12 protein-coding genes and 2 tRNA genes are annotated in these 16,803 nt (G+C 34.0%); 9 read left to right on the top strand and 5 right to left on the bottom strand.

Features of this window, described 5'->3' with window-relative positions; all coding sequences use genetic code 11:
* Positions 1-36: 36 nt before the first annotated feature.
* A complete protein-coding gene (locus tag EV145_RS02100) occupies positions 37-834 on the bottom strand; it encodes an AraC family transcriptional regulator (protein WP_133523576.1) in 798 nt (265 codons plus the stop codon).
* Between the two features lie 285 nt (positions 835-1,119).
* Here EV145_RS02100 and EV145_RS02095 point away from each other — a divergent pair, with 285 nt between their 5' ends.
* Entirely contained in the window at positions 1,120-2,316 is a 1,197-nt protein-coding gene (locus tag EV145_RS02095) for an aminopeptidase C (RefSeq protein WP_133523575.1), read from the top strand.
* Between the two features lie 200 nt (positions 2,317-2,516).
* On the top strand, positions 2,517-3,209 hold the full coding sequence (locus EV145_RS02090; RefSeq protein ID WP_133523574.1) for a hypothetical protein: 693 nt from the start codon (positions 2,517-2,519) through the stop codon (positions 3,207-3,209).
* An 83-nt stretch (positions 3,210-3,292) separates the two neighbouring features.
* Here the strand turns inward: EV145_RS02090 and EV145_RS02085 are convergent.
* The 3 genes from EV145_RS02085 to rseP form a co-directional block, all read right to left on the bottom strand.
* Positions 3,293-3,366: transfer RNA gene (locus tag EV145_RS02085), tRNA-Asn, on the bottom strand.
* Positions 3,367-3,404: 38 nt separating this feature from the next.
* Positions 3,405-3,478 (bottom strand) — tRNA-Asn (locus EV145_RS02080).
* A gap of 86 nt (positions 3,479-3,564) precedes the next feature.
* Positions 3,565-4,911, bottom strand: a complete 1,347-nt coding sequence (rseP, locus tag EV145_RS02075) for an RIP metalloprotease RseP (RefSeq protein WP_133523573.1) — start codon at positions 4,909-4,911, stop codon at positions 3,565-3,567.
* A 200-nt stretch (positions 4,912-5,111) separates the two neighbouring features.
* Between rseP and EV145_RS02070 the strand changes: the two genes are divergently transcribed.
* The 7 genes from EV145_RS02070 (at position 5,112) to hflX (ending at position 15,662) form a co-directional block, all read left to right on the top strand.
* Positions 5,112-6,185, top strand: coding sequence for an NADH:flavin oxidoreductase/NADH oxidase (locus EV145_RS02070; protein WP_133523572.1), 1,074 nt, complete (start codon positions 5,112-5,114; stop codon positions 6,183-6,185).
* Between the two features lie 190 nt (positions 6,186-6,375).
* The gene (locus EV145_RS02065; protein ID WP_133523571.1) at positions 6,376-7,416 is read left to right on the top strand and encodes a Gfo/Idh/MocA family oxidoreductase; all 1,041 of its coding nucleotides are present in this window, start codon (positions 6,376-6,378) and stop codon (positions 7,414-7,416) included.
* Positions 7,417-7,676: 260 nt separating this feature from the next.
* Positions 7,677-8,900, top strand: a complete 1,224-nt coding sequence (locus tag EV145_RS02060; RefSeq protein ID WP_133523570.1) for an MFS transporter — start codon at positions 7,677-7,679, stop codon at positions 8,898-8,900.
* 223 nt (positions 8,901-9,123) lie between these two features.
* Complete coding sequence (locus EV145_RS02055; protein ID WP_133523569.1) at positions 9,124-11,940, top strand: TonB-dependent receptor; 2,817 nt, start codon at positions 9,124-9,126, stop codon at positions 11,938-11,940.
* 18 nt (positions 11,941-11,958) lie between these two features.
* Entirely contained in the window at positions 11,959-13,299 is a 1,341-nt protein-coding gene (locus EV145_RS02050; protein ID WP_133523568.1) for a DUF5689 domain-containing protein, read from the top strand.
* Positions 13,300-13,417: 118 nt separating this feature from the next.
* Positions 13,418-14,284, top strand: a complete 867-nt coding sequence (locus tag EV145_RS02045) for a hypothetical protein (RefSeq protein WP_133523567.1) — start codon at positions 13,418-13,420, stop codon at positions 14,282-14,284.
* Between the two features lie 148 nt (positions 14,285-14,432).
* A complete protein-coding gene (gene hflX / locus EV145_RS02040) occupies positions 14,433-15,662 on the top strand; it encodes a GTPase HflX (RefSeq protein WP_133523566.1) in 1,230 nt (409 codons plus the stop codon).
* Positions 15,663-15,806: 144 nt separating this feature from the next.
* On the opposite strand, the gene EV145_RS02035 is transcribed toward hflX, so the two are convergent.
* On the bottom strand, positions 15,807-16,757 hold the full coding sequence (locus tag EV145_RS02035; protein WP_133523565.1) for a DUF3078 domain-containing protein: 951 nt from the start codon (positions 16,755-16,757) through the stop codon (positions 15,807-15,809).
* Positions 16,758-16,803 lie beyond the last annotated feature (46 nt).

The raw sequence follows: 16,803 nt of genomic DNA, 5'->3' as shown, positions 1-16,803 counted from the left end.
CATCAAAAACAAAAAATAGAATGAAATTTGCCTCTGCTATAATTTTTGAAATTGTTTAGGCAGAAATCCGGTTTGGTTTTTAAACGTTCTAATAAAATGGCTTTGATCTGCAAAACCGCATTCTAAAGCAATTTCGGTTAAATTATTTTCATTGGATTGTATCAGCGAAAGCGAACGATTTATTTTAATTCGGCGCATATATTCGCCCAAAGTACAGCCAAAATATTTGGGAAAATGCTTCGAAATTGTAATTGGGTTGAGGTTTAAAACCTGAGCAAGATCTTTTAAATTCGGATTTTCATTCCAACAATCCTGCAGCAATTCATTTAAATTTTTTACCCAAAACGGACTTTTCTCAAATCGTTCTAAATGCGCATTAGAATTCGCTAATTGAGAAAATAACATCGTAATAGTATCATTCGTAAAAGTATCTGCCGATTGCGATTCTTTAAAAATTTTCAGAATCAAAGATTTAGCATACATGCTATTTTGAATCGCCTTTTCAATTTCAGCTTCATTAAGAAAAAGTTCCTTTAAAATGTTTTCTTCAATTTCAATATTAATATTTCGAGAAGGGAAAAGTGTGTTTTGATTGAGATGCAGTTCGTCGCTGTGGTAAAATAATAAAGAACCAGGACCAATATTTTCGCTTGAATTTTTTCTTTTTTCGGTTGTACCGCCTTTCAAGAAAAGTGTGATGTGCGCGTTGTTGTGCGAATGCCAGCCTTCATAAACTTTATTTTGATACTCCGTTTCAACAACTGCAATTCCCTCATGAGTATTGAAGATGTTTTTGGTATTGCCTAAATAAGTTTCTTTTTCTAGTTCGTACATGTCCTGTTTTTTACGTGTCAAAACACAAACCAAAATACTACTTATTTGTAAATAATAACAAGTATTTTAAAATTAAGATTTTAAAAGAAAATTATCTAATTGTCTAATTGCCACAATATCTAATTAAAAAAATGGGATTGCATTATTTGTAAGGTTTTAATGCATAATAAAAACATTGTATAAAAATTAACGTAAAAACAATAGTTTTTTTACCTGATATTTAATTGATTTGTAACAAAAATAAAATTAGGCTACTAATAAGTCAACTTTTTAAATCTTTTGATTATGTATAAAAATACAATGAAATCAGTTTTTGTTGCATCGGCTTTTTTAGTTGGTGTAGGTGGCTGTTTTGCACAAGACATTTTGGTAAACTCATTAAAGTTAAATGCAAGTGATAAAAGTAAAGAGAACTTTAAATTCACCGAAGTAGTTAACTTAGGAACAACATCCGTAAAAGCTCAGGGATCTTCGGGAACTTGCTGGAGTTACGCTTCAAATTCATTTTTAGAGTCAGAAATGATTCGTTTAGGAAAACAGCCGGTAGAGTTGTCTCAGGTTTTTTCTGCAAGAAATGTATATGTTGACAAAGGAGTAAATTATGTGCGCATGCACGGTGCAACTACATTAGGTGACGGAGGCTCGCTGCATGATGTAATCAATATGTATAAAAAATACGGAACTGTTCCGAGAGAAGTTTACACGGGCTTAAACTACGGAACTGATAAAAATAAATTTGCCGAAATGGCAGCGCTTATCGAAGGCGTTTTGACTGCTGTTGTTAAAAATCCAAATGGAGAATTGACTCCAAACTGGCAAAAAGCTTATGCGGCAGTTATTGATTCTTATTTAGGAAAAGTGCCGGACAATTTCACTTACAAAGGTAAAAGCTATACGCCACAATCTTTTGCTAAGGAAGTAGTAGGAATCAATCCAGACGAGTACGTTGAAATGTCTTCATTTACAACTTCTCCATATTACCAAAAAACAACTTTAATGGTGCCGGACAACTGGTCATTAGATCAAGTTTACAATGTAAAACTTAACGACATGACAGATGTTATCGACAATGCATTGAAAAAAGGATATACTGTAGCTTGGGCAACAGACGTAAGCGAGAAAAGCTTTAGCTGGAAAAACGGTGTGGCTTATGTTCCGCAAAAAAAATACGATGATATGACGGCTGAAGAAAAAGCAGACATGTTCAACGGGCCAAAAGCGGAACCAGAAATTACGCCAGAAATGCGTCAGGCTGCGTTTGATAATTATACAACAACAGATGATCACGGAATGCACATTATTGGTATTGCAAAAGATCAGACAGGAAAAGAATATTATATCGTAAAAAATTCTTGGGGAGAAACAAACGATTACAAAGGTTTCTTGTTTGTAACCAAAAATTTCGTGAAATACAAAACAACTGCCTTAATGGTAAACAAAGGTGGAATTCCAACTGATATTGCTAAGAAATTAGGAGTTTAGTTTTTTTCCGACTTAAAAATAATAATAGCGTCCAAGCAATTGTGACGCTATTTTTTTTTCGCTTTTTTTTCGCTTCTATTGCATAGAAACAGTATTTAAACGTCTTTTAAGGTTGTTTACAGGTGAAATAAACATAAAAAAGGAACTATAACTACCTTTACTGTAGTTTTTTGAAATAAATACAACTTAATTAATTTATCATGAAAAGTTATGCAGAAATTTTTGTGACAATTGCGTGTGTTGTTCCTTTTTGCTGTTTTGCACAGCGGGCGGCCTCAAAAGCTCCTATCATTGTGGCAGCTGGAAATACACAGTTGCAGTCAAACAATAAAACAGATGATGGTCTTGTTATAGAAGCTTACTATGTTGAAGAAACAATCAATATGGCTTTTGGAAGAAGAGTTACAAAATATGAAGTTTCAAAACTAGATATGGTTAATACCTATGATCTCGGTCCAAATAATACCAGAACTGTAACTCCAATTTACAGAAAGCCCAAATTGAAACCAACAGAAGTACCGTTAATGTCAAAAGTGATCACCGATATTCCTGATGAAAAAGTGGAGCCTGTAAAAGTGGCATTAGCGCGTCCAGCAGAAACTACAAAATACGTCGACATTGACATCTCAAAAACCTACACAAAAGTGGTCGATAAAGGTTATAAAAACACGGATATGCTTAAAAAAGTAGCAGACAAATCCTATTTTGAAGGTGACATGGAATCTGCAGCAAAATATTATGAAGAATTGCTTGAAGTAGGCAAAAATCTAGATCCCATTTATTACTATCGCTGCGCAGAATCATTAAAAGCGATTAACAAGCCAGAAAAAGCAAATGAGATGATGGTATTGTTTGAAAGTAAAAACTTGGCTAATAAAGTAGCTAAACAATAAAAAGCAGAAAGAATGAAGAAATGAGCTTTACTTTGATATAAAACAAAAAAAAGACTATCGTAATGATAGTCTTTTTTTTTAAGCTCCCCCTCTTGGGCTCGAACCAAGGACCCTCTGATTAACAGTCAGATGCTCTAACCAACTGAGCTAAGGAGGAATCACCTTAAAGGTAAATATGTTTGCTAAAAAAAGTTGCTCCCCCTCTTGGGCTCGAACCAAGGACCCTCTGATTAACAGTCAGATGCTCTAACCAACTGAGCTAAGGAGGAAAGTGTTGCTCTTTTTAGCGAGTGCAAATATAATCGAATTTTTAGTTTCTCAAAAATATTTTAACTCTTTTTATTCATTTTTTTTTCTACTTCATAATTGCCTTATAAATGTCGTTTCCATTTGCGAACAAAAGCAACGCTATAAGTAGTACGAAGCCAACCATTTGGGCGTTTTCAAGGAATTTATCGCTTGGTTTTTTGCCACTAATAATTTCGTATAATAAAAACATCACATGACCTCCATCAAGAGCCGGAATTGGCAATAAATTCATTACACCAAGCATAATTGACAATAAAGCAGTGATTGACCAGAAAGCTTCCCAGCTCCAAGAATCAGGAAAAACATTAAAAATCGCCGCAAATCCGCCTACTTCTTTATAAGCTTCCGTTTTCGGATTAAATATCTTTTTAAGCTGCGTTCCGTAATCAATAAGTCCGTTTACACCCATATTGATCCCAATTGGAATTGACTCAATAAAACCAAACGTTTGACGATTTACTTTATAAAGACCCAGTTTCTCAATATTAGAATATGGTATTCTGGAAGCGTAATATACTCCAGATTTCGATTTATCATTAAATTTTATTGTAGTCTGAATTACTTTACCATCTCTTTTGATAGTTACTGGAACCGTTTGGTTTTTATACTTTTTAAATGCTTCAACTGCTTGGTCGGCATATTGCAACGGAACACCATTTAAATGCGTAATAATGTCAGCAGTTTTTAAGTTGGTCGCGTTTGGATAACCCTTCTCAAATCCGGCTACTATAAACGGAATTCTCATTTCAACTAAAGAATGTTTTACTCCAGAGTTGCTGATCTTGTTAATGATATTGATAGGGAACTTAATTGTTTTTTCTTCATTGTTTCTTTCAATGGTAACTTCATTTGCCATGTACAAATTTTTGGCGATATCATCGTATCGATCCATTTTTTTGCCATTAACAGCAATAATTTTATCTCCGGTTTGCACGCCCGCTTTTTCAATTGCAGGATTAGTTACCCATACACCATCTTTCAAATCGGTATTTGCTATATAATTATCACCGTAGACAAAAGCCATTCCTATATATATAATAAAGGCAAGGATAAAGTTTACAGTAACACCGCCAAGCATAATAATTAAACGCTGCCAAGCTGGTTTAGAACGAAATTCCCAAGGTTGAGGTGGCAAGGCCATTTGCTCTTTGTCCATACTTTCGTCGATCATACCAGAGATTTTTACATAACCTCCAAGCGGCAACCATCCAATTCCGTATTCTGTTTCGCCGATTTTCTTTTTTAATAGAGAATATTTCACATCAAAAAATAAGTAAAATTTTTCGACTCTTGTTTTAAATAATTTTGCAGGGATAAAATGCCCTAATTCGTGAAGAATAATAAGTAAAGATAAACTCAATAGAAATTGAGAGAGTTTGATAACTATATCCATTTTATAATTTTAGTTCGTATTTAACGCACAAAAGTAACGTTTTCTTATTTAATTTAAGACCGCAATATAATACTTAAGGTTTTAAATGTTTGTTAATTAATAAACATTTAGATTTCTCCTTTTATAAGGATGCTGTAACTTTACTTTTTTAAAGGTTGCTGTCTTCAATAAGTAGCCTAAATCTATTAAAAGTTACAATTATGGCTTCACAATTATTTTCTGCTTTAACATTAAAAAATATCACTTTAAAAAATAGAATTGTCATTTCGCCAATGTGCCAATATTCGGCTGAAGACGGATTTGCAAACAACTGGCATTTGGTTCATTTAGGAAGCCGTGCAAGCGGAGGCGCAGCATTGATCATTCAGGAAGCTACGGCGGTTTCTCCAGAAGCGAGAATTTCTCCTTCTGATCTGGGAATTTGGAAAGATGAACATATCGCGAAATTGAAAGAAATCAATGAATTTATTGTTTCTCAAAATTCTATTCCCGGAATTCAATTGGCGCATGCTGGACGAAAAGCAAGTGTTTCGGCTCCTTGGCTTGGCAATAAAAAATTAGATTTCGCTCAAGGCGGATGGCAGACAGTTTCCGCAAGTGCGATTCCGTATCACGATGACGAACCGTTTCTTCCCGAAGCTTTAGATAAAAACGGAATCCAGAAAGTGATTTCTGATTTTAAAATTGCTACAAAAAGAGCCGTTCAAGCGGGATATCAAGTTTTGGAAATTCATGCGGCGCACGGTTATTTGCTGCATCAGTTTTTGTCGCCTCTAACAAATGTGAGAACTGATGAATATGGAGGAAGTTTTGAAAATAGAATTAGATTTACTTTAGAAATTCTAGAAGCAGTTCAAGCCGAATGGCCTGGGGATTTGCCTTTATTCGTAAGAATATCAGCAACAGATTGGGCAGAAGGCGGATGGAATCCTGAAGAATCGGTAAAACTTTCGGCGATCTTAAAAGAAAAAGGAGTAGATTTAATAGATGTTTCGTCAGGAGGATTGGTTTCACATCAAAAAATCGCAATTGGCCCGGGTTATCAGGTTTCTTTTGCAGAAAAGGTTAAGAAAGAAGCCAATATTTTGACCGGAGCTGTCGGTTTAATTACGGAAGCCAAACAAGCAGAAGAAATTTTGAATAATGATCAAGCCGACTTAATTTTGTTTGCGAGAGAATCATTAAGAAATCCGAATTTGCCTTTAGATTTCGCCAAGGAATTAAACGACGATATTCATTGGCCAAAACAGTACGAAAGAGCTAAATTAAAATAAATATATTTAGCCACAGATTGCACAGATTAAAAGGATTTTAAAAAATAGGTCGCCACGAATTCCACGAATTTCCACAAATTATATTGAGCTCAAACAGAATTTAAATTAGCGGAAATTCGTGAAATTCGTGGCAAAAAAAAATGTTCTAATCTGTGAAATCTGTGGCAGAAAAACCAAAATATCATACAAAATGCAAAAAATAAAAACAGCACTATTATCATACGGAATGTCGGGAAAGGTTTTTCACGCTCCGTTTTTAGATATTCATCCCGGTTTTGAATTATTAGGATCTTGGGAAAGATCTAAAAAATTAATTCAGGAAGATTATCCATACGTTAAAAGTTATCCTTCAATCGATGATTTATTGGCAGATGATGTTGATTTGGTAATCGTAAACACGCCTGTTGGAACGCATTATGAATATGCTAAAAAAGTACTTCTGGCAGGTAAACATGCCGTTGTTGAAAAAGCTTTTACAACAACAGTTGCAGAAGCCGAAGAGCTGACACAAATCGCAAAAGATAAAGGATTAAAACTGGCAGTTTTTCAAAACAGAAGATGGGACAGTGATTTTAAAACTATTCAAAAAATTATCAACGAAGGAGTTTTAGGAGAATTAGTCGAAGCCGAATTTCATTTTGACAGATATAATCCACTGCTGAGTCCAAAAGCGCACAAAGAAACAGCTAATGACGGAGCTGGAGTTTTAAAAGATTTAGGTCCGCATATTATCGATCAGGCGGTTTGCTTGTTTGGTTCTCCAAAATCGGTTTTTGGGGATATTCGTTACACCAGACAAAATTCTTTGGTTGATGACTGGATTGATTTGCTGTTGATTTATGAGAATGTGAGAGTGCGTTTGAAAGCAGGTTTTTTTGTGAGAGAAGCAAATCCTGCTTATACGATTCATGGTAAAAAAGGCTCTTTTTTAAAACCAAGAGGCGACGTGCAGGAAGACGAATTGAAAATAGGAGAAAAACCAAATTTAGAATCTTGGGGAACAGAACCTGAAGAATTTCAAGGTTTGCTTCATACTGAAATTGATGGAAAAGTAATTCGCGAAAAAGTGCCAACATTACAAGGGAACTATTTCTCCTTTTTCGACGGAGTTTACAATTCAATTATAAATGATACAACAGAACCAGTTACAGGACAAGACGGAGTAAAAGTGATGCAGATTATTGAAGCGGCAATTGCAAGTAATGCACAGAGAACAGTAATTAATTTGTAATTTTTTTTAAACACATAGAAACATAGTTTTTACAATTTAATAGAAGGCGTTTCACTTATCAAAATTCACATAGCTATGTGTTTTTATTCAAAGTGAAACGCCTTTAATCGGCTTGTAAAACTATGTTTCTATGTGTTAAAAATTAATTTGTTTAGCAATTTATAAACAATAACGTTGTAAATAAAGGAACAATTTGAGCTTTGAAAGAAATACACAGCTTTTTTGTACTTTTATAGTATAATCCCAAAAACGCATCGATTTTGATAAATTTCAATCCGCTAGAACTTTTTCAGACAAAAGGAAAAATCAAGAAAGTTTTTAGAGAAGCAAAGGCTTCTTATTTAAACCGAATCCGTTTTGCAGTGGGAATGTTTTATTTCGGAATGGGATTAAGTTTTGCGACCTGGGCAAGCCGAATTCCAGATATAAAAACCGCTTTGCATTTAACCGAAGGCGATCTGGGGTCAATACTTTTTGCTTTGCCAATGGGGCAATTGATCATCATGCCTTTTTCGGGAAAAATGGTGACCAAATTTGGAAGCCACCGCATTTTAGTTTTCTCTCTAATAATGTATGTTTTGTGTCTGGTCAATTTAGGTATGGCAACAACAGCGCTTCAATTGTCGCTAGGGTTGTTTTTATTTGGCCTGTTTGGAAACTTAGCCAATATCGCAGTAAATACGCAAGGCGTTTATACTGAAGTGCTTTTTAGAAAAACAATCATGTCTTCGTTTCACGGAATGTGGAGTTTTGCTGGCTTCTCAGGCGCTCTTGTAGGTCTCGGAATGTTAGCGTTAAATTTATCTCCACTTCACCATTTTATCATTGTAGGCATAGTCGTATTGTTTATGGTTGCTTTTAACTTTAAATTTTTGGTCAAAGCCAAAGAAAAAATCAAGCATAAAGATAAAGGCGAGAAGAAAAAATTATTCGTCAAACCAGACAGTGCTTTAATTTGGCTTGGCGTAATAGGATTTTGCAGTATGGCCAGCGAAGGTGTAATGTTTGACTGGAGTGGTGTCTATTTTAAAGATATTGTAAAAGCTCCTGGACCATTAGTAATTTTAGGCTATACTTCCTTTATGATCATGATGGCCAGCGGAAGATTTTTAGGCGACGGCTTAATCAATAAATTTGGACGTGAACGTGTTATGCAAATTAGCGGTGTCATGATTTCGGCCGGACTTTTCACTGCTGTTTTTCTTCCTTACCTAATTCCGTGTACTATTGCTTTTATGGCAGTTGGTTTGGGTGTGGCAACTATTGTTCCTACAGTTTACAGTATGGCAGGAAAAAACCCAACAGTTCCGCCAGGCGAAGCTTTAACCATAGTTTCAAGCGTAAGTTTCTTAGGATTTTTAATGGGACCTCCTGTCATTGGTCATATTGCTGAGAATTTTGGACTTCAATTCTCTTTTGCTTTTATCGGAATCTTTGGCGTTTTAATTGCTTTTATGGTTTCTAAAATTAGAACGACGGCTTAAAATTTACCGCTAAAAAAAACAAAAAATAAGCAAATGTACTTAATTAATTTTAAATTTCAACTAAAACATTAGTAAGAAAAAACGTATAATTTTAAATATTTTCTTTACATTTGAATTTCAGGATTTAAAAATTTAAATCACTTTACTTTTTCCAAAAACCAATTTTATCTTTTGAAGAGGATGAATGTCCGAAAAACATTTTCAAAAATAAATTGGAATTTTAATGATAAAAAAATACTTCGTTTTTTTACTTCTCTGCTCTTTTAGTTTTTCTTATGCACAAGAAACCGTTTTTAGAGGAATTATTATTGATGCTAAAACACAAAATGCTCTAGAGAATGTTGTGGTCACAATTCAAAATACTTCCATAACAAAACTTACTTCAAAAACGGGCCAATTTGAATTGCATTCTGCTGTAAATGGAGAGCAATTACTGTTGATTCATAACCAAGGTTTCAAAGATTTACTTCTTAAAATTCGATCTAATTTTGGGCAGATCGTTTATCTCGGAATATTGCAATTAGAAGATTTATATGCTGATGAAACTCCGGCTGCTTTAATTACACTTTTAGATACTGATTTGTCTGATGACAGCAGTTCATCTGAGATGACTTCAGGACTTTTGCAGTCTTCAAAAGATGCTTTTATGCAAGCCTCTGCTTTTAATTGGGGACAAGCCCGATTTAAAGTCCGTGGTTTAGACAGTGAAAACGGAACCATGATGCTCAACGGTATGACAATGAATAAAATGTACGACGGACGACCGCAATGGAATAATTGGGGAGGTTTGAATAATGTACTCCGGAATCAGGAATTTTCTGTTGGTGGCGCTATTTCAAATTATACTTTTGGAGGCGTTTTAGGAACACAGCAAATTGCCACCCGAGCTTCTTTATATAGAAAAGGAACGCAGCTTACTTTTTCAGGAAGTAATTCAGCCTATACTTGGCGCGCCATAGGAACCTATGCTTCAGGAATGAACGTTTCTGGCTGGGCTTATGTAGTTTCTGCAGGAAAAAGATGGTCAGAAGAAGGCTATTTTGAAGGAACAAATTTTAATGCTGATTCTTTTTTTATAAGTATTGAAAAGAAATTAAAGAGTAGGCAATCGCTTAATTTTACTGGATTTTATACGCCAAATTCGCGCGGAAAAAATTCTCCAAATACTGATGAAGCGGTCACTTTGATGAATGAAAAATACAATTCGTATTGGGGATTTCAGAATGGTGAAAAACGAAATGCAAGAGTAAAAAATATCGAAGAACCGCTCTTGATGCTGAATCATTATTTTAAGATTGACGAAAAAAACAATCTGAATTCAGGGGTAATGTATCAATTTGGAAAGGTTGGAAACAGCAATATCGATTATCAAAATGCTAACAGTCCAGATCCTGTTTATTATCGAAAAATGCCAAGTTATTTTAGTTCGCTTTACGCCAAAGATCATGGTGAATTTTCTGGCGAATTCACTCCAGATTACGAGAATGCTGAAAAAAGTAAAACAGCATTTCTGGCAAATTCCCAAATTGACTGGAACTCAATGTATCTTGCAAATCAAAAACCTGTTGAAAATGGTTATGAGCCAGCACAGAGTCATTATGTTCTTTATGAAGACAGAACAGATGATAAAACTTTTGCGATAAATTCAACTTTAAATTCTCAGATAAATTCAAACCTTTCTTTTAATGGAGGATTTGTTTATCGAAATTTAAAATCACATAATTTTCAGTATTTATTGGATCTTCTTGGCGGCGAATATTTTGAAGATATTGATCCGTTTTACAAAGGGAATTTGTCTCAATCTGATTTGCTTCACCCAAACCGAGAGGTAAAAAAAGGAGAAATTTATGGCTATAATTTTAATTTTTTAGCCAATACAATTGATGCTTTTACACAGTTTAAATTCGCCTACAATAAAGCAGATTTTTATCTGGGACAGTCTTATTCATTGTCTAATTATCAGCGCGAAGGATTATATAAAAACGGAATTTATGCCAATAGCTCTCTGGGGAAAAGCGAAAAAATAACTTTTGAGAATTTTGGTTTTAAAGGTGGATTCACCTATAAAATTTCGGGCAGACAATGGTTTTTCTTTAATGGAGAACATCTCACACGAGCACCATCTTTGAGAAATACATTTTCTAATTCACGTTTAAATAACAATATAGTAAACGGAATTGAGAATGAAAATGTCACCAGCGCCGAAGCAAATTATGTATATCGTTCGCCGAAACTCAAACTACGTTTTACGGCTTACTATACTTCAATAAAAAACACTTCCAAAACTTCTTTTTTTTATGCCGAAGGAATTTTTGACAATGGTGCCGGTTATGATCCAACAGATGCTTTTGTTAGTCAGACTTTGACAAAATTAGATAAGAAAAATACCGGAGCAGAATTAAGTTTTGAATATCAAATTTCTCCAACTTTAAAAACAACTATTTCTGCTGCTTATGGAAATTTTATTTACAGCAGTAATCCAAATGTTTCGATTACAAATGATGCAAATGCTGTAAAAGATGGAGCTCAAACAACTTTTGATTTTGGGCATGCCTATCTTAAAAATTACAAACAAGCAGGAACGCCTCAAAGTGCTCTTTCTTTTGGTTTAGAATATCGCGATCCTAAATTTTGGTGGCTTGGAGCTAATATAAATTATTTGACAGATAATTATATTGATGTTTCCCCAATTTCAAGAACATCACAATTTTATATTAATCCGGTGAACGGATTTCCATTTCCAGAAGCGACTTTGGAACGGGGGAATGAGTTGCTGAAACAGGAAAAATTTGATCCTATAACCTTATTGAATGTCAGTGGAGGAAAATCATGGCGTGTTCATAAAAAATATATTGGGCTTTTTGCCAGCATTAATAATGCACTGGATTTAGTATATAAAACAGGCGGTTTTGAACAGGCCCGCAATGCTAATTTTAGAGCATTGAATCAAGATGTTTCAAGCGGAACTCCTTCGTTTGGGCCAAAATACTACTACGGTTACGGCCGAACTTATTTTTTAAATCTTACTCTCGGTTTATAAACTGAAAATTTGTTTCTCATGAAAAAACTACTTCTCTATTTTATTTCATTATTGTTTTTCTGCAATTGTACTACTGAAATTGAAACACCAAAATTAGCCTGCACACAACCTGATTTCACAGTAAATAAAACTGTCGAAAAAGTGTATGAACTTTCAAGCGCAACAGCTAAACAATATTCTTATGATGATATTATTGAAGCTTATGTCGTATCAAGTGATGAAGGCGGAAATTTTTTTAAAACTATTTCATTCCAGACAAAAGCATCAGAAAAAAATCCTGCAATAGGTTTTAGTGTTCCAGTCGATGCGTCTAATACTTATATTGATTACAGAGTAGGAAATAAGGTTTACATAAAACTTAAAAATCAGTTTACAGATTTGAATTATGGCGGATTACGAATTGGAAATTTATACATGAGCAACGCAGGCGATCCCACTATTGGGAGAATTTCCCAAAATGAAATTAAGAATGTATTGAATGCCTCATGTGCAATTATCGATGAAGATCAACTAGTTGAATCACTTTCTATTGAAGAGGCCCTTAATGATTCGAAATTAAATACTTTGATTGAACTCAATAATGTTGAATTTACAGAAGATGCTTTAGGTCGCCATTATTTTGAAGAGACAAATAATGTTGGCGGTTCAACAAATTGGAATTTAAGAGACAATACAGGAAATCAGGTTATTTTTAGAACCAGCAGTTATGCTAAATTTGCAGATCATTTTGTGCCAGAAGGAAGTGGTAAAGTCCGTGGTATTTTGACCAAATTTGGTTCAGATTATCAATTTATGGTTCGGTTTGAAAGCGATATTGTTATGGATGGAAAACGAAATAATCCGTTTTTTTCAGAAGATTTTCAGTCGGTTAAAAACAATGTGAATTTTGTACTTCCGGGCTGGAGCAATATTGTCGAAAAAGCCACAAAACTATGGAAAAGCATGGTGTATTCTGGAAATGGCTATGCGGAGTTCAATACAACAAGTACAACCGCAGCCGAAAATATTGCCTGGCTGATCTCTCCAAAAATTAATCTATCAGGCTATAAAAATGCAGTATTGTCGTTTAGAAGTGCACAGCATGATTTAAAGGCCGATTCACCATTAAATACTTTAGAAGTTTATATTTCAACAAACTTTGACGGTTCGAATATTGCTAAGGCAAAATGGACAAAATTAGAAGCAAAAGTTCCTACGTTAGCAACTCCCGCCCGTCAATTTATTAGTTCTGGCGGAATTGATTTATCTGCTTATTCAGGAAATATCAATATTGGTTTTAGATATGTGGGCTCTGGAAAAGATAAGACCTTGAACGGCGCTTTTATGGTTGATGATGTGAAAATTTTTGGCGAAAAGTAGGCCATGTTTTTTTGATTTTGAGAAAAGAAAAACTAATAGGAATTGTTTTTGAGATTTAAACTATTAAATTTTGACGGAATTTTGTATTTTGGTCATCCCAAATTAATACAAATACCACATGAAAACCTACTTTATCGCCATCTTGATGATGGTATTTCCATTCCTGATGCACAGCCAGGATCAAGCCGATGCGGTTAAATTAAAGCAAATCAACATTGTAAAAACAAATTACCAGAATTCTAAAGATGGTGAAATTGTAAACAAAACGTTTGTGTTTAAAGACGGAAAAATTCAAACGATTACTACTTCAGATGTTGTTCAGCACTTTTCTTACAATAAAAATGGTTTGCTGGATATGACCGTAAAAGACAAAATAGGAAGCGACTGGAAAGAAGTTGTGAACTATACTTATAATGCAGATAACAACATCATCAAATTCGTAAAAAAGTATCAGGAAGGCCCTGATTATATTACAAAAGTGGTGACTTTTTTTTATGAAGGTGCCCGAGTAAAAGTAACGACTAAAAAAAGTACCAATCACCAGAATTTAGTTGATGATATTGAATATATTGTTGAAAACGGAATTATTGTAAGACGTACTTCGCGCGACAGAAATAAGCAGATTATTGGTAAAATTGAGTACGTTTATGTAAATGATAATGTTTCAAAACATAAAGGTTTAGTTGGAGATAAAATCTCAAAATCATTTACTTATGATGATAAAAAGTCAGTTGATCAATTGATTGTTCAGAGTCTTTTTGGTGATAATTATAAAATAATTGTGCCAATGATTTCGTATCATGAAGAAGAATTTGCTTTTGAATCGATTTCCTACAATAACGAGATGAATTTCAGTCCTTCGTCTACAGCTTTAGTTGCGGTAAGCAGAAAATACAAATACAATAAATTAAACTTCCCAATTTCATGTTCTCAGATTGAAGAAAACGGAATTGTAAAAACAGAATCAACATTTATTTACGAATAAATTGTTTGGTATAAATCTTAATGCCATTTATAAATTAGGTTTTGTGCCTGATTTATAAATGGTTTATTTTTTTAATTAGAATTTAAAATTGAAATTCTATAATTGTAAGTAGGGCACAAATGCTTAAATTTGTAGCTTATTTTAAGATATGTTAGAGAAAGAAGTTATAAATTTTGAGAAAACAGCCATTGTTGGTATCGTAACTCAAAGTCAAAGTGAGGAAAAACTTCACGAATATTTAGACGAATTAGAGTTTTTGACTTTTACTGCAGGTGGTGAAGTTATTAAACGCTTTTCGCAAAAAATGGAACGCCCAAATCCGAAGACTTTTGTAGGTACGGGTAAAATAGACGAAATCAATCTTTTTGTAAAAGAAAACGGAATATCTACAGTTATTTTTGATGATGAATTAACGCCTTCACAGCAAAAAAATATTTCACGGATTATTGATGCAAAAATCTTAGACAGAACAAATTTAATCTTAGATATTTTTGCGCAAAGAGCCGAAACGTCTTATGCAAGAACTCAGGTTGAACTCGCACAGTGTATCTATTTATTACCTAGACTTTCTGGTTTATGGACACACCTTGAGCGTCAAAAAGGAGGTATTGGTATGCGTGGTCCTGGAGAAACTGAGATTGAAACGGACAGACGTATTGTTCGTGACCGAATTTCGCTATTGAAAGATAAAATCAAAACGATTGATAAACAAATGAGCATTCAGCGCAGTAACCGTGGCGCAATGGTTAGAGTAGCTTTGGTTGGATATACAAATGTTGGGAAATCAACTTTGATGAATGCAGTTGGTAAAAGTGAAGTTTTTGTTGAGAATAAATTGTTTGCGACTTTAGATACTACAGTTCGAAAAGTGGTAATTAAAAATCTCCCATTTTTGCTGTCAGATACGGTTGGATTTATTAGAAAATTGCCAACGCAATTAGTAGATTCGTTTAAAAGTACGCTTGATGAGGTTCGCGAAGCCGATTTGCTTTTGCATGTTGTAGATATTTCGCATCCAGATTTTGAAGATCACATTGATTCTGTGAATCAGATTTTGCAGGATATTAAAGCACATGAAAAACCGGTTATTATGGTTTTTAATAAAATTGATGCTTACAAACATTTGACAATAGAGGAAGATGATTTGATTACAGAGAAAACCAGAAAACACTGGACGCTAGATGAATGGAAGCAAACCTGGATGAGTAATGTTGGTCATGACAAAACATTGTTTATTTCGGCGACACAAAAACAAAATTTTGAAGAATTTAGAGAAATGGTTTATGAAGCTGTTCGCCAGATTCATATCACGAGATTTCCGTATAATAAGTTTTTGTATCCGGATTATAAAGATGCAATTGAGAAAGAAGAAGAATAAGATTTTTTATATTATAGTATCATAAACCGTAAAGTTCGCAAAGCTAGAATCAACATCCAGCTTTGCGAACTTTGCAGTTAATAAAAAGCTTTGTAAAAAATCTTTGCGCTCTTTGCGCTAAATTAGTATGAAGTTTCTTTAAGATCAGAATCCGAAGTTAACTCCTAAACCAAAAACTTCTCTTGTTTGCAATCCTTCAAAAGCATTATCGTCATAAATAGCTTGGAAGGACAAATTTGCAGATAAAAATTTATTTACTTTCATCACAATATTTAGTGAATAATCGATGTCGACATTTTGTGGATCTTCTAAATAATTAGAGTACAAGTTCAGTGTATTCTCTGCCGTTACGTTAGTCATAATGGCTAGTTTGTAATAAATCGATGCATAGAAACCTAATTCGTAACGCATGCTTTTGCCTTCGTCAACACCAAAATACGAGCCATCAACATAAGGTAAGCCGGTAAATCTGTCAATTCCAGTTGTATAAGCGTTATCTACAAAAGTGAATTTTGAAGTTAGAGGAGCAAAATTTATTTTTAGATTAGCGTCTTTTGTCCAGTAAATTCCTGGACCTGTAGTAAGATAACCCGGAGACATAAATTTGGTTTGTTCGGTCCTGATTTGTTTTCCGTTGACATCTTGACTGTAAATATAACCAGTTGAAAACTGCGTCCTAAAATTCAGGAAATAGGAGTAATACCATTGACCGAAAGCTTTTTTTCCAACTATTGAATTGAATTCTAAACGGTCATCGGTTTTTTTTGTGAAGTCATCATTTTTGGTTTGTAAAAGTCCGTATGATGCAAGGATTTTATTATCCCAGGTGATGTCGTCTTTTTTGTAATTAAAGTCGTAATTGATTCCTAGTGTTCCTGAAAAGCTGTCTTCACCTCCAGCAATCCAGTTGTTGAAACTCGACTGATTTAATAAAAGGGAGACAGTTCCTTTGGTTTTCCAGCCTTCGCCTTCGATGGTGTCATTAATTTTTTTTACTGCTTTTTCAGTGTTTGTAATTAATTCTTTTTCTGAATTTTGGGCTTGTAAAAATGTGAAGTTTACTAAAATGAAAAGTAATAAGGCTAGCTTTCTCATGGTTTTTAGTTTAGAAGTGTATAAACAAATATACTAAAAACCGTTA

This window comes from Flavobacterium sp. 245 (assembly GCF_004362055.1).
Lineage (GTDB): Bacteria > Bacteroidota > Bacteroidia > Flavobacteriales > Flavobacteriaceae > Flavobacterium.
The sequence above is the reverse complement of the archived record's forward strand: the minus strand, read 5'-3'. Positions and strand labels throughout refer to the sequence as shown.

Bases quoted from the DNA above. Each gene is read 5' to 3' on its own strand.
- EV145_RS02055 (WP_133523569.1), top strand. From the start codon at position 9,124: ATGATAAAAAAATACTTCGTTTTTTTACTTCTCTGCTCTTTTAGTTTT.
- EV145_RS02065 (WP_133523571.1), top strand. From the start codon at position 6,376: ATGCAAAAAATAAAAACAGCACTATTATCATACGGAATGTCGGGAAAG.
- hflX (WP_133523566.1), top strand. From the start codon at position 14,433: ATGTTAGAGAAAGAAGTTATAAATTTTGAGAAAACAGCCATTGTTGGT.
- EV145_RS02050 (WP_133523568.1), top strand. From the start codon at position 11,959: ATGAAAAAACTACTTCTCTATTTTATTTCATTATTGTTTTTCTGCAAT.
- EV145_RS02045 (WP_133523567.1), top strand. From the start codon at position 13,418: ATGAAAACCTACTTTATCGCCATCTTGATGATGGTATTTCCATTCCTG.
- EV145_RS02070 (WP_133523572.1), top strand. From the start codon at position 5,112: ATGGCTTCACAATTATTTTCTGCTTTAACATTAAAAAATATCACTTTA.
- rseP (WP_133523573.1), bottom strand. From the start codon at position 4,911: ATGGATATAGTTATCAAACTCTCTCAATTTCTATTGAGTTTATCTTTA.
- EV145_RS02035 (WP_133523565.1), bottom strand. From the start codon at position 16,757: ATGAGAAAGCTAGCCTTATTACTTTTCATTTTAGTAAACTTCACATTT.
- EV145_RS02095 (WP_133523575.1), top strand. From the start codon at position 1,120: ATGTATAAAAATACAATGAAATCAGTTTTTGTTGCATCGGCTTTTTTA.
- EV145_RS02100 (WP_133523576.1), bottom strand. From the start codon at position 834: ATGTACGAACTAGAAAAAGAAACTTATTTAGGCAATACCAAAAACATC.
- EV145_RS02090 (WP_133523574.1), top strand. From the start codon at position 2,517: ATGAAAAGTTATGCAGAAATTTTTGTGACAATTGCGTGTGTTGTTCCT.